We start from the raw sequence: 26,293 nt of genomic DNA on the forward strand, positions 1-26,293 counted from the left end.
AAGGCGACTGCCTCAGCCGTTGCCGCGAGTGGCCACGAACAGCCCCGCATCCTCGGCCGCCTTGCGCAGCGCCTTGGACTTGTTGACCGTCTCCATCCATTCGGCCTCGGGGTCGCTGTCATAGACCACGCCGCCGCCCGCCTGAATATAAAGCGTCTTGTCCTTCACCACCGCCGTGCGCAGCGCGATGCACATGTCCATCTCGCCATTGGCCGCAAAATAGCCCACGGCGCCGCCATAGATGCCGCGTTTCTCCGGCTCCAGCTCGTCGATGATCTCCATCGCGCGCACCTTGGGCGCGCCGGAGACCGTGCCTGCGGGCAGACCGGCCAGCAGCGCCGAGAGCGCGTCCTGATCGTCGGCCAGCTCGCCCACGACGTTCGAGACGATATGCATGACGTGGCTGTAGCGCTCGATGATGAATTTCTCGGTCGGGTGGACCGAGCCGATCTTCGCGACGCGCCCCACATCGTTGCGCCCCAGATCGAGGAGCATCAGGTGCTCGGCCAGTTCCTTCTTGTCGGCCAGCAGGTCTTCTTCCAGCGCCTTGTCCTCGGCAGGGGTCGCACCACGCGGACGGGTGCCCGCGATCGGGCGGATCGTCACCTCGCCCTCGCGCACGCGCACGAGGATCTCGGGCGAAGCGCCGACGATCTGGAAGCCCCCGAAGTTCAGGAAGAACATGAAGGGGGAGGGGTTGGTGCGCCGTAGCGAACGATAGAGCGCGAAGGGCGGCAGCGGGAAATGCGCCGACCAGCGCTGTGCCGGAACCACCTGGAAGATGTCGCCCGCGCGGATGTAATCCTTCGCCTTCTCCACTGCGGACATGTAGCCCTCTTTGGTGAAGTTCGAATGCATCTCGCCGACCTGCAGGCTCTCGCCCAGATCGCGGCTCTCCACCGGCGTGCGGTCGAGATCGCGCAGCGCATCCGAGACCCGCTCGGCGGCCTGCGCATAGGCCGCGCGCGCGGACTTGCCCTCGGCTTGGAAGGCCGGCGCACAGATGATCACGTCGCCCTTCACCCCGTCGAGCACGGCCACGACCGACGGGCGCAGCAGCATCGCGTCGGGCACGCCCAGCGGATCGGGGTTCACGTTCGGCAGCTTCTCGACCAGCCGGATCGTGTCATAGCCGAGATAGCCGAACAGACCAGCCGCCGCGGCGGGCAGATCGTCGGGCATCTCGATGCGGCTTTCCGCGATCAGGGCGCGCAGGCTGTCGAACGGGTGGCCCGGAAGGTCTTCCCACGCCTCGTCGAAGCGCGCCGAGCGGTTGATCCGCGCCTGCTCGCCACGGCATTCCCAGATCACGTCAGGCTTCATGCCGACGATCGAGTAGCGCCCGCGCACCTCGCCGCCGGTCACCGATTCCAGCATGAAGGAATTGGGCTGCGCCTCGGCGAGCTTGAGCATCAGCGAGACGGGCGTGTCCAGATCGGCCGCGAGCCGCGCGTAGACCAGCTGGTTTTCACCCTTGGCCCAGCGTTCCTCGAACGCCTCGAAAGAAGGGGAGAGAGCGACCACGGTGGGCCTCCTTACTGCATCTGCGACTGCACGGCGGTCACGGTCTGGTTGTCGAGATCGAGCCCGGCCTCCGACTCCACGGCGGTCGCGTAGAAATTGAGCAGGTCATTGGCCAGCGAATTCGACAGCTGCGTGCCGATCTGACCCGAGATCAGCTTGGTGTCGGCATCTTCCATATCCGCCGGGATGACCTTGTCGGTGACGAAGACATAGACCTTGCCGTTGGCGGTGATCTGCGCGGGCTTGCCCGGCTCGGTCTTGAAGACCTTCGAGATCACCGGCGGCGGGAGTTCGTCGGAATAGCCGCCACGGCCGATGCTCGCGACCTTCGTGGTCAGCACGCCGGTCTCGCCCAGCGACTTGCCGCCCTCGACCGCCGAGACGATCTCCTTGGCGCGGTCCTCTTCGGCTTTCACCACCTGATCGGCGCGCCATGCCGCTGCGACCTCGTCCTTCACATCGGCGAAGGGCTTGGGCTGGGGCGGCACGATCTTGTTGAGGCGCAACGCGAAGACGCCGCCATCCGAGAGCGTCTGCAGATCGGGATAGGCGTCGGTCGTTGCCTCATCAGCCGCTTTGCGGAATTCGTCATAGCCCGCGATGCCATCGGTGCTGTCGGCGGTGTAGTCGATCTGGCCAAGCTCCATATCGGTTTCCTTGGCCATCTCTTCGAGCGTCGCGCCGCCTGCCAGACGGTCCTGCAGGTCTTCGCTCATCTTGCCGATCTCGTTGCGCGCCTTCTCGGCTTCGGCATCGCCCGCGAGTTCGTCGCGCGCTTCGGCAAAGGAGGTTTCCTGCGCATCTATGATGCCGTTCACCTTGAAAAGGGCCGGGCCCAGATCGGTCTCGACCGGGCCGACCACGGTGTTGTTCTCGGCCGAGAAGACCGGATCGGCGGCCTTGCCCAGATTGTCGCGGGTCACATCGCCCAGATCGGCGTCGTCGAGCGACAGGCCGCGATCCTTGGCGAGATCGGCGAAGGTTGCGCCGCCATCCAGCTTGGCTTTCGCGGCCTTGGCTGCGTCCATGTCGGAGTAGACGAGACGCTCCACGAGGCGCTTCTCGGGCTGCTTGAACTCGTCGGCGCGGCGCTCGTATTCGGCCTTCAGCGTGGCGTCGTCGATCTTGACCTTGTCGGCCAGCATGTCCGGCGTCAGCCACGCATAGGTGATGTCGCGCGTCTGCGGCGCGGTGAACTGATCGATATGGTCGTTGTAATAGGTCTGAAGCTGATCGTCGGTCGGGTCCGGGATCGCCTTGGTCAGATCGCTTTCGCTTACCTCGGCCCAAGTGAAGCCGCGCTTCTCGCTGACATATTTGGTATAGGCGTCGACCACCGGTTTGGGCGCATCCACGCCGCCCGCGACGGCGCCCTGAATGATCGAGCGCGAGAGATCGTCGCGCAGCTGAGCCTCGAATTGCGGCTCGGTATAGCCCTGCTGGCGCAGCGCGAATTTATAGGTTTCGCGGTCGAATTTACCCGAAGCGTTCTGGAACGCCTGAACGTCGTAGAGCTGCTTTTGCAACTGCTGGTCGCCCACCGACACGCCAAGACGCCGCGCGCCTTCGCCGATCGCGGCCTGACCGATCAGCTTGCCCAGCACCTGCTGGTCGACGCCGGAGGACCGCATCTGCGCCATCGTGACCGGCTGGCCAAGCTGCTGGCTGCGTTGCTGCATCTCCTGACGCAGGGCGCGGGCGTAATCATCGACGGTGATCTTGGTGTCGCCGACCGCGCCGACCGCTTTGGCCGAACCGGAGAAATTGCGTAGCCCGAAACCGCCGAGACCAAGGATCAGCATGGCCAGCAAGATCCAGACGACGACACTCTTGCCGTGGCTGCGCATCTTCATCGGGGTTCCTCCTCGGGCATTGTTTGTTGGGCGCTGTTTAGGGCTTTGATTACTGGCCTGCAAGGCTAGCCGCGCGCGAGGCCCGCCAGCCGGTCGCGAAGGGCCGCGATCCCGTCCGTATCGACATTGGCGAAGGCGATCCGCATCTGCTGCGCGGCCCCGTTTGCGCCTTGCGGCATGAACATCGTACCGGGCAGCATCAGCACGCCCGCCTCGCGCACCAGAGCCTGCGCAAAATCAGGAGAGGGGCGGGGATCGGGATGCGTCACATAGGCGAAATAGGCCCCGCAGCCGAGCATCTTCCAGCCTTCCAGATCGGCGAAGGCGGCCTCCATGGCCGCGCGCCGGCGCAGGATTTCCGCGCGTTCGCCCGCCACCCATTGCGACAGGTGCAGCATGCCCCAAAGCGCGGCCATCTGACCAAGCTGCGAGGGACAGATAGCGACCGTGTCGAGGAATTTCTCGACCTCGGCGAGGCGTGCCTCGCCCGCGACGATGGCGCCGACGCGGTGGCCCGTCAGGCGATAGGCTTTCGAGAAGGAATAGAGATGGATGAAATAGTCCGGCCAGTCGGGATCCGAGAACAGGTCATGCGGCGCGCCGCTACGCGAGTCGAAATCGCGATAGGTCTCGTCCACGATCAGCGCGAGCTTGTGCTGCTTGGCCAGATCGGCGAAGGCGCGCAGCAATTCGGCCGGATATTCCGCCCCGCCCGGATTGTTGGGCGAGACCAGCACGATCGCGCGCGTTTTGCCGGTGATCTTCGCGGCGGCCTCATCGGGGTCGGGCAGAAGCCCCGCGCCGGGGGCCAGCGGCACCGTCTGCACGCCCGCCATGTCGAGCCACATCTTGTGATTGAAATACCAAGGCGTCGGCAGGATCACCTCGTCGCCGGGACCTGCGAGCGTGGCCAGCGTTGCGCAAAACGCCTGATTGCAGCCTTGGGTGATCGCGACCTGACGCGCTGCGATCTCGCCGCCATAGGCGAGGCCCCATTGATGCGCGAGTTCCGCACGCAAATCGGGCAGGCCCAGAACGGGGCCGTAAAGATGCGCCTGCGGATCGTTCAGCGCGGCCTCTGCGATCGCCTGACGCAAAGCCTCGGGCGGCGGATCGACAGGGGCTGCCTGAGAGACATTGATCAGCGGGCGATCGGCAGTGAACTCGACCCCGTCGAGCCAGCGCCGCGCCTCCATGACCGGGGGCGGGAAGGTGGCGGCGAGGGCGGGATTGAGCGGATGCGGCATGGGGGTCCTTCTGGATGATCGGCGCGAGATCAGCAGAGCGTCGCGCGCTTGGCAAGAGGCGGGAGCCTCCGGCGGGGATATTTGGATCGAGAAGAAGGGAGACTTTCTTCCTCTTGGCGGAACTATCCCGGGGGGCAGGCGCAAGCGGTGGGCAGAGGGGGGGGGGCAGCGCGCCCTAGCTGCGTCTCTCACGGTGGTTGCGCCAGGCAAAGCTGTGGCGCACGTACCATTCGCGCAGCGTCAGCGCGATCACCACGAGGTCCAGCACCGTCAGCGCCAGCATGCCCGCGCCATGGTTCAGGCTATAGAGATACATCTGGTAGGCCACGAAGCCCGTCATCATCACGATCGCCATCGGATAGGCCCAGATCAGCCCGCGGATCAGCAGCAGCACGACGACAAGTTTCAGCAGGCCGTGGCTGGTGAAATAGAAGCCGTAGAAATCCTGCGTCTGGATCGAGAAGTGATGGGCCGCGTTCAGGAATGCGTTGGCGATCCGGTCATTGGGATCCTCGCGCAGCTCGCGCGCGGTCAGCCAATGCGCCGCATCGAACAGCGCATTCTTCGGCAGGCCGAGCAGCGCGAGGCCAGACAGCGTTTCCGCGATCTCGAAGATTGCCTTGATGATCAGGCTGACCTCGAAGAGCCAGTGCAGGAACCGACCCAGAGGGGTTCCGGGCGCGCCGAATTTCACCGATCAGTCCGTGCCGCGATACGGCTGCACATATTGCAGCGCCATGTCCCAGGGGAAGAAGATCCAGGTGTCTTGGCTGACCTCGGTGATGAAGGTGTCGACCAGCGGCGCGCCCATCGGTTTGGCGTAGACGGTGGCGAATTGCGCCTTCGGGAAGAGGTCGCGCACCAGCTTCAGCGTGTTGCCGGTGTCGACGAGGTCGTCGACGATCAGCACGCCTTCGCCGCCGTTTTCCATCAGGCTCACTTGCGTCGGCTTGATGACCTGCGCTTCGCGCTGTTCCTGATGGTTGTAGCTTTTGACCGAGATCGTATCGACCGTGCGGATGTCCAGCTCGCGCGCGACAATTGCCGCCGGAACGAGCCCACCACGGGTGATGCCCACCACCGCGCGCCAGCTGCCGTCGCCCGGGCCCTTGCCGTCGAGGCGCCATGCGAGCGCGCGCGCATCGCGGTGGATCTGGTCCCAGCTGACATGGAAGCCTTTTTCATGCGGCAGACGATCGGACATCGGGGGTCTCCTCAGCTCAGAGCGAGTTTCAGACCGAGCAGCGCCAGCAGGCCGCCAAAGCAGCGCTCGATCACGGTTTTCAGGTTCAGATAGGCCGCGCGCGTTTTCTCGAGCGAGAAGATCCGCGCGACGATGACGTTCCATCCCGCATCGTTGAACATCACGATGCCGAGGATCGCGACATAGGCCCAGGCGGGTGCCGACGGCGGGATGAAGGTCAGGAAGACAGTGCCGAAGAACACGGCGGGTTTGGGGTTGGCGAGCTGGGTCGAGACGCCGAGCCAGATCAGCCGGGGGATCGAGCGGGTGCGCGGCAGGTCGGGGATTTCTTCATCCATCGGATCGCCCGCATGGCGCCACATCTTATAGGCGAGCCAGAGCAGATAGGCGGCGCCCGCGATCTTGAGCGTGGTCAGCAGGGCAGGGGCGACCTTGAAGACGAGGGCGAGGCCGAAAAGTGCCGCCGCTGCCCAGATCACCGCGCCCAGGCCGATGCCGAGCGCGAGCCAGATGCCGCGTCCGAAGCCTTCGCGCAGACCCGTGCGCGCAGCCAGCAGCACCGCTGGCCCCGGCGACATCGCCGCGGCCAGATGCACGAAATAGATCGCGGTGAGGGCCGCGAGGGTCATCTCATTCCTTCCGCTTGGTGACCACGTCGATATCGGGCGCGTCGACCGCTTTCATGCCCACCACGTGATAGCCAGCGTCGACATGCAGCGTCTCGCCGGTGGTGCCGGAGCCGAGATCGGAGAGCAGGTAGAGCGCGGCCTTGCCGACCTCTTCCTGCGTCACGTTGCGGCGCAGCGGCGAATTCAGCTCGTTCCACTTCATGATGTAGCGGAAGTCACCGATGCCCGAAGCCGCGAGGGTCTTGATCGGGCCGGCGGAGATCGCGTTGCAGCGGATGCCGTCCTTGCCCAGATCCTCGGCGATATACATCACGCTGGCTTCCAGCGCCGCTTTCGCCACGCCCATCACGTTGTAATGCGGCATGACCTGCTCGGCACCGTAATAGGTGAGCGTGAGCAGCGAGCCGCCCTCGTTCATCATCGCTGCGGCTTCCTTGCACACGGCAGTGAAGGAATAGACCGAGATGTCCATCGTGGTTTTGAAATTGTCGCGCGACGTGTCGACGTAGCGTCCGCGCAGCTCCGACTTGTCGGAGAAGCCGATCGCGTGGACGACGAAATCGATGCTGTCCCAATGGGTGCGCAGCGTCTCGAAGAGCGTCTGGATCGAGTCGCCGCTGGCGACGTCGCATTCCACGAGGATATCGGAGCCGAGCTGTTCTGCCAGCGGCCCCACGCGCTTCTTGAGCGCCTCGCCCTGGAACGAGAAGGCCAGCTCCGCACCGGCATCCGCGAGGGCTTTGGCGATGCCCCAGGCGATGGATTTGTCATTCGCAAGGCCCATAATCAGCCCGCGTTTGCCTGCCATCAGGTTGTTTGACATGTCAGGTTTTCCCCCGCTTCGCTCTGGTAAGTCCGAATGCTTTAGGCGAAAGGTGGAGACGCATCAAGGCTACTGACCTCCGGTCAAGCATGATCGTGTGGATCGTGTTGCAGATCGGGGCGTTGCGCCTGATGTGCGAAGCGGCGGCGAGACTGGAGGCGAGTATGAGTGACAGAACCGGAATTTTCGCAGGCGACGATCCTTTTGCCATCGCGCAGACATGGCTGGATGAGGCCGCGGACACCGAGATCAACGATCCCAATGCGATTGCCCTGGCGACGGTCGATCCGGACGGGTTGCCCAATGCGCGTATGGTTCTTCTCAAGGAAATCGAAGGGCGCGACATGCCCTCCGGCGGGGCTTTCGTCTTCTACACCAACTACGGATCGGTGAAGGCGCAGGAGATCGAAAGCGCCGGAAAGGCCGCCTTCGTGATGCATTGGAAATCGCTGCGCCGGCAGATTCGGGTTCGCGGTATGGTTGAGCGCGAGGAGGGGCCGCAGGCTGATGCCTACTACAAGTCGCGCTCGCTGAAATCGCGTCTCGGCGCCTGGGCCTCACGGCAAAGTGAGCCACTGAGTTCGCGCAGCGCCTTGATGGCGGAGGTCGCGAAGGTGACCGCGAGCCACGGCGCGAATCCCGATCGACCGCCGTTTTGGGGAGGGTTCAGAATCAAGCCGTTGGAGTTGGAATTCTGGGCGGACGGTTCTTTTCGCCTTCATGATCGCTTCCGCTGGAGCCGGCAAACCCTTGCCGATCAGTGGGTTGTAACCCGCCTGAACCCCTGACACTCGCGCTTCGTGAATTGCATAGGGTCTTGAAACTTTGGGCAATCTCTTGAAGTGTCCCCTAAACACCGCATTTCCAGAAGGACGTGCGGAGGAAATGCGAACAGGAAAGCCCGCGAATGCAAACGGGATGGAATATGCTGGGGGAGTCCGAGGCAGAGCTTCGTGAGGTGACCGGCACCGTCAAATGGTTCGACCCTGTCAAAGGGTTCGGCTTCATCGTCGATGGTGAAGGGGGGCCGGACATCCTTCTTCATGCGAATGTTCTGCGCAATTTCGGTCAGGGCTCGATTGCCGACCACGCACGGATTCGCGTCCAGATGCAGCTGACCCCGCGCGGCGCGCAGGCGGTCGAGGTTTTGGAGATTCTTCCTCCGGAAGGCGAGCCCGTCGCTCCGATCGAGGATTTGGGCGACAACACGTTCGACGATATCGCGGCGCTGCCATTGGAGCCTGCGCGGGTGAAATGGTTCGAAAAATCCAAGGGCTTCGGCTTTGCCAATGTCTTCGAGAATGACGAGGACATCTTCATCCATATGGAAGTTCTGCGCCGGTCGGGTTTTGCCGATCTTACCCCCGGCGAAGCGGTGTGCCTGCGCGTGATCGAAGGCAAGCGCGGTCGGATGGCGGCACAGGTTCTCGCATGGGATGCAGGCTTGAAATCCGGGCGCTGAGCGCCGCGCTTTTCCTTGCCGTAACGCCGGGCCTCGCCGCGGCGGAAGGGGCGCAGTGCCGCGATGACCTCGCCATTCTGCGCACCGGGGACCAGCCGGTCAGCTTCACCGTCGAAATTGCCGATAGCAGCGCCGAGCGCGCGCAGGGCCTGATGGGGCGGCGCGAGATGGACGAAGGGGCAGGGATGCTCTTCATCTACGAGCATGCGCGGGAGGTTGCCTTCTGGATGCATGACACGCCGCTGCCGCTCGATATGGTGTTCATCGACCCGACGGGCGAAGTGGTGAAGGTCGCGGCCAATACGACGCCCAATGACGACACCCCGATTCCCTCCGGCGCACCGGTGCGCTACGTGCTCGAGATCAATGCCGGGATGGCGGCGCGCCACGGCATCGCGCCGGGGGCGCAGCTGGCGCATCCCAGCGTCGATCCCGCGCTGGCCGCATTTCCCTGCGAATGACCCTTTCCTTGGGCCGAACCTCTTTGTAAGGAGAGGGCGTCGGGGCGTAGCGCAGCCTGGTAGCGCGTCTGTTTTGGGTACAGAAGGTCGTGAGTTCGAATCTCGCCGCCCCGACCATCCCCTCGAAATCGCCGGAATCGGGCCCTCTATATCTAGTGGTAGGCTCTTGATTGTGACACTAGCGACACGCTCTTCGGCTTTGCCCAATTTTTGCGCAACCTCGGCGAGGCTATCCACAAGATATTGCGTTCTGTGGATTGAAATTGCCAGATGAGCGGCTAAAGCCCCCGAATCTTCAATGAAATTTGGCCCTTATTGGTGCCGCAATGCAGCGCCCATGCGTTAACCAAATGTGGAGGAATCGTGCAGCGCGCTTCCCTTGGGGTCGGTCAACTGAAAAATGGACTGACTCAAGGTGAAAGTTTCGTTGACGGCGCGGTGCGCCTACGGCAGGTTGTGTGGTGTCGGAGGCTAACCCACCAGATGTAGTGGAGCCTAGGGCCAAGGGACAGATTTCGGACATTGCACCCCCGAATCCGGGGCGCGCAGCCCTCGCGGTGTCGACTGCGAGGCCCGGGCTTCTTTGTCTTCTGCGGCTCCCGCCGGCACCGGATTGGACTGACTGCAAACGGGGACAGGGCAATGAAGATCGAACGGAAGTTCACCACCGACGAAACCGGCGCTTACGGCGCGCTGGAATTCACGACGACCACGTCTGAGATTCGCAACCCCGACGGGAAAGTGGTGTTCCGAAATGAGTCGGTCGAAGTGCCCGGCCGCTGGAGCCAGGTGGCATCCGACGTGCTCGCGCAGAAATACTTCCGCAAGGCCGGCGTTCCGGCGGCGCTGAAGAAGGTCAAAGAGAAGGGCGTGCCGGAATTCCTGTGGCGCTCGGTTCCCGATGAAGAGGCGCTTGCTCAGCTCCCCGAAGAGGCGCGCTACACCGGTGAAAACTCGGCCAAGCAAGTGTTCGACCGTCTCGCTGGTGCCTGGTGCTATTGGGGCTGGAAGGGCGGCTACTTCTCCACGGAAGCTGATGCGCAGGCTTACTATGACGAGATGCGCTTCATGCTGGCCGAACAGATGGCCGCGCCGAACTCGCCGCAATGGTTCAACACCGGCCTGCACTGGGCTTACGGCATCGACGGCCCCGGTCAGGGTCACTTCTATGTCGATCACAAGTCGGGCACGCTGACCTCCTCGACCTCGGCCTACGAGCATCCGCAGCCCCATGCCTGCTTCATTCAGTCGGTCTCCGACGATCTGGTGAAAGAGGGCGGGATCATGGACCTCTGGGTCCGTGAGGCGCGCCTGTTCAAATACGGCTCGGGCACCGGCACCAATTTCTCGAGCCTGCGCGCCGAAGGCGAGAGCCTCTCGGGCGGCGGCAAATCCTCGGGCCTGATGGGCTTCCTCAAGATCGGCGACCGCGCAGCGGGTGCGATCAAGTCGGGCGGCACAACGCGCCGCGCGGCGAAGATGGTGATCTGCGACATGGATCACCCCGATATCGAGGAATTCGTCAACTGGAAGGTCATCGAAGAGCAGAAAGTGGCCTCGCTGGTCGCGGGCTCCAAGCTGCATGAGCGTGAGCTGAACGGCATCTTCACCGCCATTCGCGAATTCGACGGCTCGACGGAAACCTCGGTCGATCCGACCCAGAACGAGGCGTTGAAAGACGCGATCAAATCCGCCAAGCGCGTGATGATCCCGGAGACCTACATCAACCGCGTGCTGCAATATGCGCGGCAGGGTTATGCCAGCATCGAATTCCCGACCTACGACACCGACTGGGACTCGGAAGCCTATGTCTCGGTTTCGGGCCAGAACTCGAACAACTCGGTACGCGTCACCAACGCTTTCCTGAAAGCGGTGAAGGACGATGCCGATTGGGAGCTGGTGCGCCGCACCGACGGCAAGGTCGCGAAGACCGTGAAAGCCCGCGATCTGTGGGAGCAGGTTGGCCACGCCGCCTGGGCCTGCGCCGATCCGGGCATCCAGTTCCACGACACGGTCAACGAATGGCATACCTGCCCCGAAGACGGCGCGATCCGCGGATCGAACCCGTGCTCGGAATACATGTTCCTCGACGACACGGCGTGTAACCTCGCTTCGATGAACCTGCTGACCTTCTACAAGGACGGCAAGTTCGACGCGGAAAGCTACATGCACGCCACCCGTCTGTGGACCGTGACGCTGGAAATCTCGGTGCTGATGGCGCAGTTCCCCTCGAAGGAAATCGCGCAGCGCAGCTACGACTTCCGCACGCTGGGCCTCGGCTATGCCAATATCGGCGGCCTGCTGATGAACATGGGTCTGGGCTACGACAGCAAAGAGGGCCGGGCGCTCTGTGGCGCGCTGACTGCCGTGATGACCGGTGTCTCCTACGCCACCTCGGCCGAGATGGCGGGTGAGCTGGGCGCTTTCCCGGGCTACGAGAAGAACGCCAAGCACATGCTGCGCGTCATCCGTAACCACCGCAACGCGGCATACGGCAAGACCGAGGGCTACGAGGGGCTCGAGACCAAGCCGGTCGCGCTTGATCACAAGGGCTGCCCCGATCAGGATCTGGTCGCGCTCGCCACCCAAGCCTGGGACGAGGCGCTGGCGCTGGGCGAGAAGCACGGCTACCGCAACGCCCAAGTGTCGGTGATCGCGCCGACCGGGACGATCGGTCTCGTGATGGATTGCGACACCACCGGGATCGAGCCGGACTTCGCGCTGGTGAAGTTCAAGAAGCTCGCAGGCGGCGGCTACTTCAAGATCATCAACCGCTCGGTGCCGGGCGCGCTCGAGACGCTGGGCTACGGGTCGGCGCAGATCGAAGAGATCATCGCCTATGCCGTGGGTCACGCGAGCCTCGGCAACTGCCCCGACATCAACACCACGGCGCTGATCGGCCACGGCTTCGGCCCGCGCGAGATCGAGAAGGTCGAGGCCGCGCTGCCGACCGCCTTCGATATCCGCTTCGTCTTCAACCAGTGGACGCTGGGCGAGGAGTTCTGCACCCAGACGCTGGGCATCCCGGCCGAGAAGCTGAACGATCCGACCTTCGACATGCTGCGTCACCTCGGCTTCACCAAGAAGCAGATCGACGCCGCAAACGACCATGTCTGCGGGACGATGACGCTGGAAGGGGCGCCGCACCTGAAGGACGAGCACCTGAGCGTGTTCGACTGCGCCAACCCCTGCGGCAAGAAGGGTAAGCGTTACCTCAGCGTCGACAGCCACATCTACATGATGGCCGCCGCGCAGAGCTTCATCTCGGGGGCGATCTCGAAGACGATCAACATGGCGAACCACGCCTCGATCGAAGACGTGAAAGCGGCTTACGAGCTCAGCTGGTCGCTCGGCATCAAGGCCAACGCGCTCTATCGTGACGGCTCCAAGCTGTCGCAGCCGCTGGCCGCCGCGCTGGTCGAGGATGACGAGGAGGCCGAGGAAATTCTCGCCACCGGTTCGACCCAGGAAAAGGCCGCCGTTCTCGCCGAGAAGATCGTCGAGAAGGTGCTGGTCAAGGAGATCGTGCGCAGCCACCGCGAGAAGCTCCCCGAGCGCCGCAAGGGCTACACCCAGAAGGCGGTCGTGGGCGGCCACAAGGTCTATCTGCGCACCGGCGAATACCACGACGGCACGTTGGGCGAGATCTTCATCGACATGCACAAGGAAGGCGCTGGCTTCCGGGCGATGATGAACAACTTCGCGATCGCCGTGTCGGTCGGCCTGCAATACGGCGTGCCGCTGGAGGAGTTCGTGGACGCCTTCACCTTCACCAAGTTCGAACCCGCCGGGATGGTTCAGGGCAACGACTCGATCAAGAACGCGACCTCGATCCTCGATTACGTGTTCCGCGAACTCGCCGTGTCCTATCTCGACCGCACCGATCTCGCGCATATCAAGCCGCAGGGCACCAGCTTCGACGATCTGGGCGGCGGCGAGAACGAGGGCAAGCGCGCCGATGGCAATGTCGAGCCGATGTCCGAGAACGCGTCGAAATCGCTCGAAGTGCTGCGCCAGATTTCCTCGACCGGCTACCTGCGCAAGCGCCTGCCGCAAGAGCTGATGGTGCTGCAGGGCGGTGTGGACGTCGTGACCTCGCAGATGCCCGCGCAAAGCGCGCAGGCCCGTGCGTCCAGCTCCACGGCGGTCTCCTCTGGCGGTGTCCAGATGGATGCCCGCGCCAAGGCGAAGATGCAGGGCTACGAGGGCGAAGCCTGCGGCGATTGCGGCAACTACACGCTCGTGCGCAACGGCACCTGCATGAAGTGCAACACCTGCGGGGCGACCAGCGGTTGCTCTTGAGGGACAGGGGTCTCGGTCTGGCGGCCGGGGCCCCGACGACGACGCCACGCGATCCGCGTGGCGGGGACTGGGACGTGACGACCGGGGCCCATTCGCATGGCGGGCTGAGGGACAGAACGACCGCCAAAGGCGGCAAAAGGAGCGGAAATTGGATCTGATCGTCGGCAATAAGAAGGTGACCCCGAAAGCCACGCGCCGGATTCCCGGTGGCATCGAGGCCGAGCTGGTGGGCGAGGAACTGACCTCGCTGATCGACGCAACCTTCACCGGCATCGAGATCGCCTGCCTCGGCGGCGACCTCGATCACCACGCGCTGGACGTGACCGATATCCGCATGGCCGGTAGCGCGACAACCGTCACGCTGATGACCGCGCGCGAGATGGCGCTGCACTAAGCGCCGCGCGCGAAAACGAGATCCGGGGCGGGTGCGCTCGCCCCAGACGCTGAGAAGGCCCAGGCAAAACGACGATAAATTCGGGCGGTCAACGAATGAGCCTGATCGGCGAAACTGGCCCTCTCCAACCCCCCGGAGAGGGCCGCATTATTTCTTGCGGAGAGGGCAGGGGCGGGTTCTGGTCATTTGCGCGGCCTCGCGTCACGATATGCGCTGGGGCCCGAGGGGGCCGAGGATCGAAACCCGCAACCGGAAGGACCGCAGATGACCGCATCCGGACCGACAGTCTCCTTCACCCAGATGAAAGACGGCACCCGCGAGGATTACGAACTGCTCGAAGAGCTGGAAAAGCCCTTCCTTGCAGGCACGGCGGACCGGCTGTTGCGCGAATTGGCCGCGCAGGCGGAGGAGACGCTGTCGGGCTACCAGATCACGCGGCTCGAACACGGGCTGCAGGCGGCGACGCGGGCCCGGCGCGACGGGGCGGATCTCGATTGGGTCGTAGCGGCGCTGCTGCACGATATCGGCGACCGGCTCGCCCCGCAGAACCACGACCGGATGGCCGCTGAAATCCTGCGCCCCTATGTCCGCGAAGAGGTCTCGTGGGTGGTGGAGCATCACGGCATCTTCCAGATCGCCTATTACGGCCATCACTACGGCTGGGACCCGGAAGAGCGGCAGAAATTCAAGGATCATCCCTGCTACAACAGCTGCGAGCAATTCTGCGAGCGCTGGGATCAGTCGAGCTTCGATCCGGCCTATCCGATGGACCCGCTGGAGAGCTTCGTCGAGGATGTCCGCGAGGTGTTCGCCCGCAAGGCCTATGCGCCCGAGGTGCTGCGTGCGGGCGAGGTTCACGGCCTGCCCGATCCCGCCTGAGTGGGCTGGAGCCGCGCCGGTCGCACCGGTGCATCTCGCTTTTTGTCGCAGGTGAACGATTTTTCTGGCGATAACAGGCGCGTGAGACTAAGGGCATGACCCATGAGCGATACCTTGCCCCCGTGCCCCGAATGCAACTCGTCCTTCACCTACGAGATGGACGCTCTCCTGATCTGTCCCGAATGCGGCCATGAATGGTCGGCCTCGGGTGACGCGGATGCGCCCGCCGAGGTGCGCGATGCGGTCGGCAACGTACTGAACGACGGCGACACGGTGACGGTGATCAAGGACCTCAAGGTGAAGGGCTCCTCCTCGGTCGTGAAGGTCGGCACCAAGGTGCGCGGCATTCGTCTCGTGGATGGCGATCACGACATCGACTGCAAGGTGCCCGGCATCGGTCAGATGGGGCTGAAGTCGCAATTCGTGAAAAAGGTTTCCGAGTAAGCCTCCTCACTGTCGCGTGGCGACCCAGCTGCCCCTGCATCCGTCGACGTTTTCATAATTCCCCACGAGGCGCCCCTCGACGAGGTGCCCCTTGAGCGAGCCGACAGAGCGCGTCCGGAAGTAGAAATTCCCGACGATCCGGTCGGCCCCGACGACATGCCCGGAAATCCTGTAGGATGCTCCGTAGGTGTTGGTGGCCTGGCCCGAAAGCCGGCCGCCCCGGATGAGTATCCCGCCGTAGCCCGGCGTGCAGGGGCGATCCATCACATGCATGGTCTGGGGAGTGTACCTTCCGACCCAGTGCCCATCGAGCGGGCTTGGCCGTCCGTCGGGTGGCTCTGGAACGCAGGCTGCGAGCGCGATCAGGGTCACGCCCGAGAGGATCGCGGTTGCGGCCCTGCGTGTGAGTGTCGTCATCCTCGTCATCTAGCTGTCCTCCCCGATTTGCGCCGCCCGCGCTCACTCGATCCCGACGATCATCGTGAAGGGGGCCGGGGCGTCACCGATATTGTAGACCGTGATCCGGTTCTCCCCGTTGAGCCAGAGCTGGCCGCGATAGTCCCGCCTGCCGCCGCGGCTCTCGTAGAGAAGCTCGCCGTCCGGGGTGAAGATGTTGAAATGCACCGCAGGCGAGTCGGTCTGGAGCTGTGCCGTCAGGAACTGCTTTTCCCGGGCGCCGAGCCGGTAGTTCACCGCGGCTCCGGGGGCGAGGGTCGATCTCAGCACCGCGCCGCTCGTGCCGGGGGCGAACTGGACCTGCTGATCGCGGGTCTCGGGTTCGGCCACGCGTGGCGGCGGGGAGGAGCCTTCACGAAGGTAGCGCCCGGCAACCCAGCCGGTCAGAGACCCTTCGGTCGCCGCGACCTGACACCAGCGCTGGCCCTCGGCCATCCGACAACCCATGTTGCGCAGGATCGCCCCCTCGGGGAACCGCCCGAGGATCGCCGCCCCCGTCGAGGGCCCCGCGCGCAGGTTCAGCGGGTCGTTGATATCGCCGGTCTGGACCTGCCAGAAATCCGGCCCGCCCTGTAGCCCGTCGGCATAATCGCCCTGCACGATCGCGCCGGTCTTCCCGGTGATCCCGATCCGGATGTCGAATTTCGCAACTTCGTCGCGCCGCGCCGCCGAGCGCATCATGTAGACCGAGATCTTGTAGGTTCCCGAACTGGGCAGCGTGCCTGTGTAGTGGTTCAGCTCGGGCGTTAACTGGCTGGTCATGATCGCCTGATCGCCCGGGCCGCTCCCGGGACCGTAGAGGTTGAAATACGTGGCGGTGTGGTTCGTGGACAGCTTGATATCGATCGTCTGTCCGGCCTCGGCGCCGATCGTGTAGATCACGCTATCATAGCCCTTGATGCGGTCGCTCAGAACCGCGTTATCCGCTCCGGCTGAGAAATAGACCGGAACCTCACGCATCTCCTCGGCAAGGACAGGTGTGGTGAATGACAAAGCCGCGACGAAGACATAACCCAGAAACCGGTTCATACCGATCCTCCCTCTTTGGTTTATGGCGCGCGTCATCGGGGAGTGTAGCACGAAAATCGTACAGAGGCGCGGGGTCAGGCAGTGCCGATCTGCGGGCGTCCGAAATAGGCCCGCAGATGGGGCAGGGCGGCAAGTTGCACCGCGATCAGGATCAGCGCGACCGGCCAGATCACCAGCGTGCCGGGCGCGGCGAGTGTGATCAGCGGGATCGCGACCAGCACGAGTGCGGTCGTCAGCGCGGCGCGGCCGACCTGAGGCAGCGCCATGATCCGCGACAGCCGCCAGAGCGCCACGCCAAGACCGATCGCCTCGCCCGCGACCCCGAGCCAGATCACCGGCACGACCGAGGCGGTCTCAATCAGCGCCCAATAGCTCAGCGGGAGAACCGCGATCCGGGGCAGGTTCCCCCAAAAGCCGTTATCGGTCTGCCCCGCCGAGAGCGCGACCGTGCTCGGCCCGTTCTTGATCGCGCGGATCGCGTTCATCAGCGCGAAGGGGATCAGGAGCGGCAGGAGGTTTGCATATTTCGCCCCCAGAAGGGCCGTGACGACGAGCGGTCCGATCAGGACCGTGCCCAGCAGCAGGATCGATCCGGTGAGGAACATCCCCTCGAAGGTCGCCCCGGCAAGCTGGCGATGCGCGGAGGCGTCCGTACGGCCATGCGCGGCCGAGAGTTTCGGCAGAAAGAGATTCTGCACCGATTTCGCGCCAATCAGCGTGGGCGTCAGCGTCAGCGTCATGCCCATCGCGAAGATCGCCAGCGCTTCCATCCCCGCCAGCCGCCCGACGATGATCTTGTCGCCCTGAAAGACCAGATACATCAGGGCAGCATTGGCCAGAAGCGGTGCGCCGAAACGCAGGTTCGCGCGCATCTCGGCATGGTCGAGGCGCGGGCGGTAGCGGCGCTCGGCCATCAGGTGCGAGACCAGAACGCCGAGGGCCGCGTGCAGCAGGATCGCCCAAAGCGCCACCTGCCAGTCGTCGAAGAGGCGCGAGAGCGGCCAGATCGCGATCAGCGCGGCCAGTGCGGGCAGGGCGCCTGTCAGCAGCATCGGGCGATAGTGGCCCCTGCGCTGGGCGCGGTGGATGTCGAAATGCTGCGCCGCCGTCAGGAGCGGCACAAGCGCGAGCCAGCGATAGGCAGATGCGGCCTCGGGGATATCGAGGAAGCCTGCGATCGGCCCGGCCAGCACGAACAACGCCGCCGCCGCAATCACGCCGCGCAGCAGTTGAAAGCCTTGCAGTGCTGCCTGAAACGCGGGGTCGTCGCCGCGTTTCGACTGCACGATCTGCTGCTGCAGCCCCAGCGTCGAGCCCATCTCGATCACTGCCATTACCATCGCGAAAGTCGCGGCCACGCCGTAATCGGCGACCGGGATCAGCCGCGCGATCAGCAGATTGCGCGCGAGCATCAGCGCCGAGGTGGCGGCGTTCCCGCTGAGGATGAGGATCGCGGTGCGAAGCATGTACTGTCCGATATGGCGCGGGGTTTGGCCGCCCGCGCATGTTTTGCGCCCATAATCCCGCCCGAGGGGCCGTCGGGTCAAGCGCGCTGTGACGGCTGTGGCTTGACGGCCACGTCACGCGCGCCGACCGACCCAGCCAAGCCTTGCCAGATTCACGGCTTTGCTGTTCAACTCCTTGAAAAACCAGATCGGCCGAGCATGACCCATCACAGCCCCATTTCGACGCCTTCGAGCGAGGCGCTCGCCCATGTCGCGGCGGGCGATCTCTGCGCGGGCTGCGGGCTGTGTGCCGGGGTCGCGCCGGACGCGATCGCGATGGCGCCCGATGCGCGGGGCTTCCTGCGCCCGGTGCAAAGCGCCGAGATCAGCGCGCGAGCGGAGACCGCGATCGCCGCCTGCTGCCCGGGCTTGGGCCAGAGCGCGCAGCGCGTCGCGCCCGGAGAGGAGCCGCTCTGGGGGCGCTTCATCGAGATGAAAAGCGGCCATGCCACCGATGCCGACCTGCGCCATGCGGGGGCCTCGGGCGGGGCGCTCTCGGCGCTGGCGCTGCATCTGCTGCAATCGGGTCGCGTCGACGCCATCGCCCAGATCGAGCCCGATCCCGACAACCCGATCGGCAACCGGATGCGGCTGAGCACCACGCGCGACGAGGTTCTGGGGGCGGCGGGCTCACGCTATGCGCCTTCGGCCCCGCTGGCCGATCTGTCGTTGCTGATCGCGGACGGGCGGCGCTTCGCGGTGATCGGAAAGCCTTGCGATGCGGTGGCTTTGCGGGCGCTGGTCGCGCGAGATCCGAAACTTGCGCGGAGTTTCCCGGTGATCCTGTCCTTCTTCTGCGCGGGCGTTCCCAGCGCGGAGGGCGCGCGGGAATTGCTGGCGGAGATGGGCGCGCCCGAGGCTCAGCTGGCGGGCCTGCGCTATCGCGGCAATGGCTGGCCGGGAAAGACGGTGGCCGCGCTGCATGATGGCTCTACCCGCGAGACGAGCTATCACGCGGCCTGGGGCGGGGTGCTCTCGCGCCATGTCCAGCACCGCTGCAAGATTTGCGCCGATGGCACCGGCGTCGCCGCCGATCTGGTCTGCGCCGATGCGTGGGAGGCCGACGATGCGGGCTATCCGCTGTTCGAGGAGGCGCCGGGACGCAGCCTGATTGTGGCGCGCACGCGGCTCGGCGCGGAAATTCTGAGGGAGGCCGAGGCGGCCGCGGCGGTCGAGACCGCGCCGTTCGATGTGGCGGAACTGGCCGCGATCCAGCCCGGTCAGCGCGAACGTCGCCGCGCCCTTTTTGCGCGTCTCGCCGCGCTCAAACTGATGGCCCGTCCGATCCCGTGCTACGAGGGGATGAACCTGCGCGCCTGCGCGCTGCAAAACCCGGTCACGCGGAACCTGCGCAATTTCGCGGGCACGGTCCGACGTGTGTTGCGGGGCCGAAAATGAGCCGCACGCTGCGCGTCTGCCTGATCTTCCACTCGACGCGCTCGGACAATCTTGGCGTCGGCGCACTGACCGTGTCGGAGATCGCCCTGCTGCGCGATCTTGCCGCCAAAGCGGGGCGCGAGATTGCGATCACCGTGCTCGACTGGAAGGACCGACGCGCGCCCTATGTGTCAGGCGATGATTTGCGGCTGATCGAGGTGGATGGCGCGTTTCTGAAATCTCCCAAAGGGTTGTGGGCCGAAGTTAAGGCTGCTGATCTGGTGATCGACATTGGTGGCGGCGACAGTTTCGCCGATATCTACGGGGCCTCGCGGTTGGTGAAGATGTTCTGGATGAAGTTCGCCACCCATCTCGCGGGCACGCCTCTGGTGGTCGCGCCGCAGACCGTGGGACCCTTCACCAAAGGCTGGTCGAAGCGGCTGGCGCGGTTGAGCCTCAACCGCTCAGCTTTGGTGGCGGTGCGCGACGAACGCTCGCGCGCGGCGCTGGACGATCTGGGCTATCGTGGCGTGCCGGTTCTGGCCTCCGATCTGGCGCTGCGGCTGCCCTATGATCCGCCCGCGCCGCGCGACGGTGGGCCGGTGCGCGTCGGGATCAATGTCTCGGGGCTGTTGATGGCAGGGGGCTATCACGGGGGCAATGATTTCGGGATGGCGCTGGATTATCCCGCGCTGATCTCGCGCGCGATTGATTGGTTCAAGGGGCAGGGGGCCGAGGTCCATTTGGTGCCGCATGTGATCGTTCCCGAAGGCCCGATGGTGATCGAGGATGACCTGCGCGCCTGTAAGACGCTGGCGGCTGCGCATGAGGTGATCTGCGCGCCCGCCTTCGCAAGCCCGTCCGAGGCGAAGAGCTATATCGCGGGGCTCGATTTCTTCACCGGCGCACGGATGCATGCCTGTATCGCGGCGTTCTCGTCCGGTGTCGCTGTGGTGCCGCTCGCCTATAGCCGCAAATTCGCGGGGCTGTTCGGCGCGCTGGGATTTGACCACACGGTCGATGCGACCTCGGCGGATGCGGATGCGGTGATGGCGGCGCTGGAGCAGGGCTTCACCAATCGCGGCAGGCTTGCGGCAGAGGCGAAGGCGGCGCTGGTGCGCGGGATCGACCGGCTTGGGGCTTATGACGCGGCGCTGCTCGAGTTGATGGAGGCGCTGTGATGGCCGAGGCCGCGATCATCATTCCGCATTACAACGACGTCACGCGGCTCTTGCGCTGCCTCGAGACGCTTGCGCCGCAGCTGGATACGCGTTGCGAGCTACTGGTGGTCGACAATGGCTCGACCGATGATCTGGGCCCCGTCCGCGCCGCCTATCCCGACCTTCGGATCGTGACCGAGACCAAGAAGGGCGCGGCAGAGGCCCGCAATCGCGGGGTGGCGGAGACGACGGCGGCGAGGCTGTTCTTCATCGACAGTGACTGCGTGGCCGACCCGGACTGGATCGCGACCGCCTTCGCCGTGGCCGGGCAGGGCGATCTGGTTGGCGGGCACGTCTTCGTCTTCGACGAGACCCCGCCGCCGCGATCCGGCGCAGAGGCCTTCGAGACCGTCTTCGCCTTCGATTTTCGCCGCTACATCGAGGAGAAAGGGTTCTCCGGCACCGGTAACCTGCTGACCCGGCGCGATGTCTATGAAGCCACCGGCCCCTTCATCGCGGGGCTGTCGGAGGATCTCGACTGGTGCCGTCGGGCGACCGCGAAGGGCTATTCGCTGGTCTATGCGGAAGGCTTGCGTGTGGGCCACCCGTCGCGGCAGGACTGGGCGGCGCTCTCGCGCAAATGGCGGCGCCTGACCGAAGAAGGCTTCGGCGTGAACGGCTCGAACCTGCCCGCGCGGCTGCGCTGGGGGGCGAAGGCGCTCTTGATGCCCGTCTCGATCCTCGCCCATCTGCCGAAGGTGCTGCGCCATCCCGACCTGCGCGACGCGACCGAGCGGTGGCGCGCCGTGGCGACGCTTGCGAGGCTGCGGCTCGCGCGGATGGGCTGGATGCTGCGGCAGGCGATTTTCGGGCGGCTTTAGCGGCGCGAAGGCCACAATGGCGATGTGCAAGGTTTAATCTGGGTTAAAGCGCTTGCTGCGTCGATCTTCCTCACGCTAGCGTGACGTCAAGATATCAGAGCCGCAAAAAGCGGCCCGGAACAGGCAGGCAGCGATGGAGCAGATCGCATTCACCACGAGGCATGCAGCCCGCGTCGGACGGCGTGGGCTTTTGGCCGTCGGTTTTCTGGTGCTCGGGGCGTGGCCCGCGATAGCGCGCGACTGGCAGGTCTCGGATACGGCCGGGCTGGCGCGGATCGGGGCGAAGCTGGAGCCGGGCGACACGGTTCTGATCGCGCCGGGCGACTATGACGCGCTCGATCTGCGGGGGCTGACAGGGCGCGAGGATGCGCCGATAACCTTCCGCTCTGCCGATCCGGGCAACCGGGCGGTGATCGCGCAGATGAACCTGCGGGAAGTCAGCCATGTCGTGATCGAGGCCGTGACCTTCGATTACCGTTACACCGAGGGCGACCGATCCAACTTCCGCCCGTTTCAGGTCTTCACCACCCGCGATCTGACGATCCGCAATGCGCTGTTCGATGGGGACCTCGCCCCCGCCGATCCCGATCTGATTGAGCAGGGCCCGCTGCCCACGGCCTTCGGGCTGGCGGTGCGCGCCTCGACCGGGATCACGGTCGAGCGGTCCGAGTTTCGTCGCTTTTATCGCGGCGCGATCTTCACCGACTGCACCGATCTGGTGGTGGTCGCCAACGACATACATGACATGCGGATGGACGGGCTGAACTTCGCCCAGATCGAACGCGCAGAGATCGCAAACAACCACATTCACGATTTTCGCCGTGCGGTCGCGTCTGGCGATCATGCCGACATGATCCAGTTCTGGACCGCCGGGACCGAACGGCCCAGCCGTGACATCGCGATCACGAACAACCTGCTCAATTCCGGCGAGGGCGGCTTCACCCAGTCGATCCTGATGCGCAACGAGCTGGTCGATCGCGGCAAGGCGGGCGCGGAGATGTTCTACCGCAATGTCGAGATCAGCGGGAACGTCATCATCAACGCCCATCTGCACGGGATCACGGTGGGCGAGGCGGAGGGCGTGAAGATCGCCAACAACACGCTCATCCATGACGTCTATTCCGAGGGCGAGAAACGCGATCCGGTTCTCTGGATCCCGCAGATCCGCGTGGCGCGCGATGCCCGCGCCGTGGAGATCGCCCGCAATGCGGTGAGCGAGATCGCAGGCCCGGCGGGGCAGCCCGACTGGAAGCTCCGCGACAACCTGCTGATTCAGGACATCACGCCGCAGCGGGCGAGCTATTACGACCAGCTCTTCGTCGCCGCGCGCACCGGTGCGCCGCGTGAGATCATGAATTACGCCTATCTTCCGGGTGGGGCTTTGGCCGGGAGCGGGATCGGTGCGCCGATGCTCGATATCCTCGGCGGTCCGGACGCGTTCCAGCCGGTCATGCGGTTCGCGCGCAGCGACGGCGGCGGCACCACGCTGCAATTCGACGCGAGCGAGAGTGTGCTGCCCGAAGGGGTGGCCCCTGCCGAGGTTGCCTATCGCTGGGGGATCGACGGGCAGACCAGTCTCGAGGGCGCGCAGGTGCCGGTGGGCTTCCGCATGCCGGGGCGGCACAAGGTGACGCTGTCGCTGACGCTGCCCGACGGGCGGAGCGCGCAGAGCAGCGGCTATGTCATGGTCCGCGACGACCGTATTCTCAGCTATGATCCCGAACTGGGCCGTGTGATCTCGCATGCCGGGGCGCAGCCCGAGGCGCTCGACTCGATCCCGCTCAGCCCCGGCGCGCTGGAATTCGGATTGGGCGGCGGGGCCGTGGTAATCCCGCGCGAGATGGTCGCGCCGCTCTACGGGGCGGACCGCTTCGCGCTGCATATGAAGCTGCGCGCGGTGGGCGACTACAAATCCGCCGGAGAGCTGTTGCGCCTGCATCAGTCGCTGATCGTGCGGGTGACGGGGCGCGGCACGTTCGAGGTCGAGTTCTGGCCCGAGAGCGGGCAGCGGCTGTTCCTGCGCACCAAGCGCGTGCCGTTCTATGACGGCAAGTGGCACGACATCACCTTCCGCTACGCCTCGGAAGGCAGCCTGTTCGAGGTGCTGGCGGGCGAGAAGGTGATCGGCAAGGGCACCGTCTCGGGGCGGCTCAAGCCGATGGAGTATTGGGGCCTCGCGCTGGGCAATCCCTTCGGCAAGGGCAGCTTCCACGGCGAGATCGAGGCGCTTGATCTGACCGCGAGCCGCCCGGCGGTGAGCGGGGCGATGCGCTGATGCGCGCCGGGGCGATTGGCAGTGTCACTCCGCAACGTGCGCGCCCGACAAGCCGCGCGGGCGGGCGATCCCGTATCGCCGAGACCGCCGCGCTCGCGACCGCGAAACTGCCGTGGCCGGTGCTGCTGTTCGTGCTGTCGATCCTGCTGCCCTTCAAGTTCAACCTCGGCCCGCTTGCGATCACCGGGAGCCGCCTTGTGCTGATGGCCTTCATCCTGCCCGCCTTCGCGCGGGTCTTCAGCGGGCGGGCAGGGCGGATACTGCCGGTCGATTGGCTGTTCCTGTTCCATGCGCTGTGGCTGTCGGTCGCGCTGGCGGTGAACAACCCCGACCGGGTGATCCAGCAGGCGGGCTCGGTCGGGCTGGAGGTTCTGGGCGGCTACCTGATCGGGCGCGCCTATATCCGCTCGCGCGAGGATTTCGCGGCGCTGGGCAAGGTGCTGATCTGGTCGGTGCTGATCCTGACGCCCTTCTCGCTTTACGAGACGAAGACCGGCACGACCCTGATCCCGACGCTGATCGACAAGCTGCCGGGGATGGGCACGATCACCTACAACTTTCAGGAGCCGCGCCTGGGGCTGGAGCGGGTGCAGGGCCCCTTCGCGCATCCGATCCATTTCGGGCTCTATTGCTCGGTCGTTTTCGCCTTCGCCTTCGTGGCCTTCGACGGGATCAAGTCGCTGGGCTGGCGGGTGGTGGCGAGCGGACTGATCCTGCTCAACGGCTTTCTTGCGCTCTCCTCGGGGGCGCTTCTCTCGCTGCTGCTGCAGCTGGGGCTGATCGGCTGGTACATCACGTTCGTGCGGATCGAATGGCGCTGGTGGCTGCTGACGGGGCTGTGTGCCTTCGCCTATGTTACGGTCGACCTGCTGTCGAACCGCTCGCCGATCATGGTGTTTCTTAGCTACGCGACCTTCTCGGCCCATACCGCCTATTGGCGCACGATCATCTTCGACTGGGGGCTGAAGAATGTCTGGGCCAACCCGATCTTCGGCATCGGGCTGAATGACTGGGTGCGGCCGTGGTATATGTATTCCGGCTCGATGGATAATTTCTGGCTGGTGATGGCGGTGCGCTATGGCATCCCGGGCTTCCTGCTGGTCACGAGTGGCTATGTCTGGGGGCTGTTCAAGGTGATGTTCCGCGATTTCAGCGGCGATCCGCGAATGCAGAATTTCCGCCGCTCCTGGGTGTTCACCTTCGCGGGGATGACCTTCACGCTCTGCACCGTCTATGTCTGGGAGTCGATCTACGCCTTCACCTTCTTCCTGTTCGGGGCAGGCATGTGGATGCTGACCGAGGCGGTGAAGGAGCGGGCCGATGAACCCGAGGACGCGGCACGGCCTGAGGCGCGCGGTACCAGCTACACGCGGTTTGCGCAGACGCATCGGCGGGGCGATTAACGCCCGATCTTCGCCCGTGTATCGGGGCTGAGCGCGGCCAGCACCGCTCCGGGCGGCGCCATCCCGAAGAAGCCCCGCAAGAGCGCTGCGGCTTCCGCCCCATGCCCCTGGGCCCGCAGTTGCGCGGCTTTCGCCAGCGACCACGCCGCACCGCCGATCAGCCCGGCGGGGAAATGGCGGCGCAGGAACATCGCCCGTGCGCGATGCTTGAAGTACTGCGAGAAAGGCGAGGCGACCGAGCCCATCCGCTGCGAGCCGATCGCCGTGCCCGCGACGTGATGGACGACCGCGCCTTCGCAATAGGAGATCGGCAGATCGCCCCGGCGCAGCGCCCAGTCGACCTCCTCGTAATAGAGGAAATAGTCTTCTGTCATCGGCCCTGCACGCTCGAGATGGGCGCGGGTGGCGACAAGGCTCGCGCCGGTGACGAAGTCGATGCGCGCAGGATCCGGAGTAGGGCTGTCGGCGGGGGCGAACTGATTGAGGTTATGGGTGATCCCGGTGCGCCGGTCGATCACCCCGCCGTCGATCTGGATCGTGTCGGGCGCTTCGCCATAGACCACCCGATGCGCGATCATCGCGGCGCCCTGCGGTCCGGGATCATGGGAGGCGAGAGCGGCTGGCGTCTCGGGCGGCACCACGCAATCGGGGTTGAGCAACCAGAACCGGTCGACCGCGGGATTGGCCGCGAGCCGCGCCAGCCCCAGATTGACGCCCGCAGCAAACCCTCCATTGCTCCCCGCTTCGATCAGAGCAATGCCTTCCTGACCCGCCTCCGCTGCCCCCATCAGATCGGGGACGGCTGCGCGGATCACCTCCACCGTGTCATCGGGCGATGCATTGTCGACTACCACCACATGCAGCGCCACGCCGGTCGCTGCCCGCAGCGAGGCAAGGCAGGCCGCGATCACGTCCGAAGACCGATAGGTGACGATGACGACACCCAGAGCAGGACCTGAGGCGGGATGCGGCTCGGCCATGTCGC

23 protein-coding genes and 1 tRNA gene are annotated in these 26,293 nt (G+C 65.1%); 13 read left to right on the plus strand and 11 right to left on the minus strand.

The features are described from left to right. Positions 1-12 precede the first annotated feature (12 nt). The 7 genes from trpE to fabI form a co-directional block, all read right to left on the minus strand. Positions 13-1,524 carry an anthranilate synthase component I gene (gene trpE, locus BMI85_RS14120; protein ID WP_078542842.1) on the minus strand — a complete coding sequence of 504 codons (1,512 nt, stop codon included), beginning with the start codon at positions 1,522-1,524 and terminating at the stop codon, positions 13-15. 11 nt (positions 1,525-1,535) lie between these two features. Further along, entirely contained in the window at positions 1,536-3,377 is a 1,842-nt protein-coding gene (locus tag BMI85_RS14125; RefSeq protein ID WP_078601728.1) for a SurA N-terminal domain-containing protein, read from the minus strand. Positions 3,378-3,442: 65 nt separating this feature from the next. After that, complete coding sequence (locus BMI85_RS14130; protein WP_078601729.1) at positions 3,443-4,624, minus strand: aminotransferase; 1,182 nt, start codon at positions 4,622-4,624, stop codon at positions 3,443-3,445. A 175-nt stretch (positions 4,625-4,799) separates the two neighbouring features. Then, positions 4,800-5,318: a DUF2127 domain-containing protein gene (locus tag BMI85_RS14135; RefSeq protein ID WP_078601730.1), complete on the minus strand. Its 519-nt coding sequence runs from the start codon at positions 5,316-5,318 to the stop codon at positions 4,800-4,802. Positions 5,319-5,321: 3 nt separating this feature from the next. Next, positions 5,322-5,828, minus strand: a complete 507-nt coding sequence (gene gpt, locus BMI85_RS14140; RefSeq protein WP_078601731.1) for a xanthine phosphoribosyltransferase — start codon at positions 5,826-5,828, stop codon at positions 5,322-5,324. Positions 5,829-5,839: 11 nt separating this feature from the next. After that, positions 5,840-6,457: a LysE family translocator gene (locus BMI85_RS14145; RefSeq protein ID WP_078547756.1), complete on the minus strand. Its 618-nt coding sequence runs from the start codon at positions 6,455-6,457 to the stop codon at positions 5,840-5,842. Position 6,458: 1 nt separating this feature from the next. Continuing rightward, positions 6,459-7,280: an enoyl-ACP reductase FabI gene (gene fabI, locus BMI85_RS14150; protein ID WP_078520117.1), complete on the minus strand. Its 822-nt coding sequence runs from the start codon at positions 7,278-7,280 to the stop codon at positions 6,459-6,461. Positions 7,281-7,444: 164 nt separating this feature from the next. Between fabI and pdxH the strand changes: the two genes are divergently transcribed. From pdxH to BMI85_RS14190, 8 genes are all read left to right on the plus strand, one after another. Beyond that, positions 7,445-8,068, plus strand: a complete 624-nt coding sequence (gene pdxH / locus BMI85_RS14155; RefSeq protein WP_078542894.1) for a pyridoxamine 5'-phosphate oxidase — start codon at positions 7,445-7,447, stop codon at positions 8,066-8,068. Positions 8,069-8,205: 137 nt separating this feature from the next. Then, entirely contained in the window at positions 8,206-8,742 is a 537-nt protein-coding gene (locus BMI85_RS14160) for a cold shock domain-containing protein (RefSeq protein ID WP_078520559.1), read from the plus strand. After that, positions 8,712-9,203, plus strand: a complete 492-nt coding sequence (locus BMI85_RS14165) for a DUF192 domain-containing protein (RefSeq protein ID WP_078601732.1) — start codon at positions 8,712-8,714, stop codon at positions 9,201-9,203. Before BMI85_RS14160 ends, BMI85_RS14165 begins: the two co-directional genes overlap by 31 nt. 40 nt (positions 9,204-9,243) lie before the next feature. Further along, positions 9,244-9,320 (plus strand) — tRNA-Pro (locus tag BMI85_RS14170). Positions 9,321-9,845: 525 nt separating this feature from the next. Next, on the plus strand, positions 9,846-13,505 hold the full coding sequence (locus BMI85_RS14175; protein ID WP_078601733.1) for a vitamin B12-dependent ribonucleotide reductase: 3,660 nt from the start codon (positions 9,846-9,848) through the stop codon (positions 13,503-13,505). Positions 13,506-13,653: 148 nt separating this feature from the next. Continuing rightward, the gene (locus BMI85_RS14180) at positions 13,654-13,899 is read left to right on the plus strand and encodes a hypothetical protein (protein ID WP_078601734.1); all 246 of its coding nucleotides are present in this window, start codon (positions 13,654-13,656) and stop codon (positions 13,897-13,899) included. Positions 13,900-14,163: 264 nt separating this feature from the next. Continuing rightward, positions 14,164-14,778: an HD domain-containing protein gene (locus BMI85_RS14185; RefSeq protein WP_246832055.1), complete on the plus strand. Its 615-nt coding sequence runs from the start codon at positions 14,164-14,166 to the stop codon at positions 14,776-14,778. A 102-nt stretch (positions 14,779-14,880) separates the two neighbouring features. Continuing rightward, positions 14,881-15,222, plus strand: coding sequence for a zinc ribbon domain-containing protein YjdM (locus BMI85_RS14190; protein WP_075775641.1), 342 nt, complete (start codon positions 14,881-14,883; stop codon positions 15,220-15,222). A 6-nt stretch (positions 15,223-15,228) separates the two neighbouring features. On the opposite strand, the gene BMI85_RS14195 is transcribed toward BMI85_RS14190, so the two are convergent. From BMI85_RS14195 to BMI85_RS14205, 3 genes are all read right to left on the minus strand, one after another. Then, entirely contained in the window at positions 15,229-15,648 is a 420-nt protein-coding gene (locus BMI85_RS14195) for a hypothetical protein (RefSeq protein ID WP_078601735.1), read from the minus strand. A 33-nt stretch (positions 15,649-15,681) separates the two neighbouring features. Then, complete coding sequence (locus BMI85_RS14200; RefSeq protein ID WP_168174791.1) at positions 15,682-16,707, minus strand: SH3 domain-containing protein; 1,026 nt, start codon at positions 16,705-16,707, stop codon at positions 15,682-15,684. Positions 16,708-16,781: 74 nt separating this feature from the next. Next, positions 16,782-18,173 (minus strand): oligosaccharide flippase family protein, encoded by a 1,392-nt coding sequence (locus tag BMI85_RS14205; protein ID WP_078601737.1) that lies wholly within the window; start codon positions 18,171-18,173, stop codon positions 16,782-16,784. Positions 18,174-18,371: 198 nt separating this feature from the next. On the opposite strand from BMI85_RS14205, the gene BMI85_RS14210 reads away from it, so the two are divergent. The 5 genes from BMI85_RS14210 (at position 18,372) to BMI85_RS14230 (ending at position 25,308) form a co-directional block, all read left to right on the plus strand. After that, the gene (locus tag BMI85_RS14210) at positions 18,372-19,610 is read left to right on the plus strand and encodes a Coenzyme F420 hydrogenase/dehydrogenase, beta subunit C-terminal domain (RefSeq protein WP_078601738.1); all 1,239 of its coding nucleotides are present in this window, start codon (positions 18,372-18,374) and stop codon (positions 19,608-19,610) included. Next, positions 19,607-20,770 (plus strand): polysaccharide pyruvyl transferase family protein, encoded by a 1,164-nt coding sequence (locus tag BMI85_RS14215; protein ID WP_078601739.1) that lies wholly within the window; start codon positions 19,607-19,609, stop codon positions 20,768-20,770. The genes BMI85_RS14210 and BMI85_RS14215 overlap by 4 nt, the downstream gene beginning before the upstream one ends. Further along, positions 20,770-21,630 (plus strand): glycosyltransferase family 2 protein, encoded by an 861-nt coding sequence (locus BMI85_RS14220; RefSeq protein WP_078601740.1) that lies wholly within the window; start codon positions 20,770-20,772, stop codon positions 21,628-21,630. The genes BMI85_RS14215 and BMI85_RS14220 overlap by 1 nt, the downstream gene beginning before the upstream one ends. A 133-nt stretch (positions 21,631-21,763) precedes the next feature. Beyond that, complete coding sequence (locus BMI85_RS14225) at positions 21,764-23,905, plus strand: right-handed parallel beta-helix repeat-containing protein (RefSeq protein ID WP_078601741.1); 2,142 nt, start codon at positions 21,764-21,766, stop codon at positions 23,903-23,905. Continuing rightward, on the plus strand, positions 23,905-25,308 hold the full coding sequence (locus tag BMI85_RS14230) for an O-antigen ligase family protein (protein WP_078601742.1): 1,404 nt from the start codon (positions 23,905-23,907) through the stop codon (positions 25,306-25,308). The genes BMI85_RS14225 and BMI85_RS14230 overlap by 1 nt, the downstream gene beginning before the upstream one ends. Here BMI85_RS14230 and BMI85_RS14235 read toward each other — a convergent pair. Then, positions 25,305-26,288 carry a glycosyltransferase family 2 protein gene (locus tag BMI85_RS14235; RefSeq protein WP_078601743.1) on the minus strand — a complete coding sequence of 328 codons (984 nt, stop codon included), beginning with the start codon at positions 26,286-26,288 and terminating at the stop codon, positions 25,305-25,307. The genes BMI85_RS14230 and BMI85_RS14235 overlap by 4 nt on opposite strands. Positions 26,289-26,293: the final 5 nt, after the last annotated feature.

This window comes from Thioclava sp. DLFJ4-1 (genome assembly GCF_002020145.1).
Taxonomy (GTDB): Bacteria; Pseudomonadota; Alphaproteobacteria; order Rhodobacterales; family Rhodobacteraceae; genus Thioclava; species Thioclava sediminum.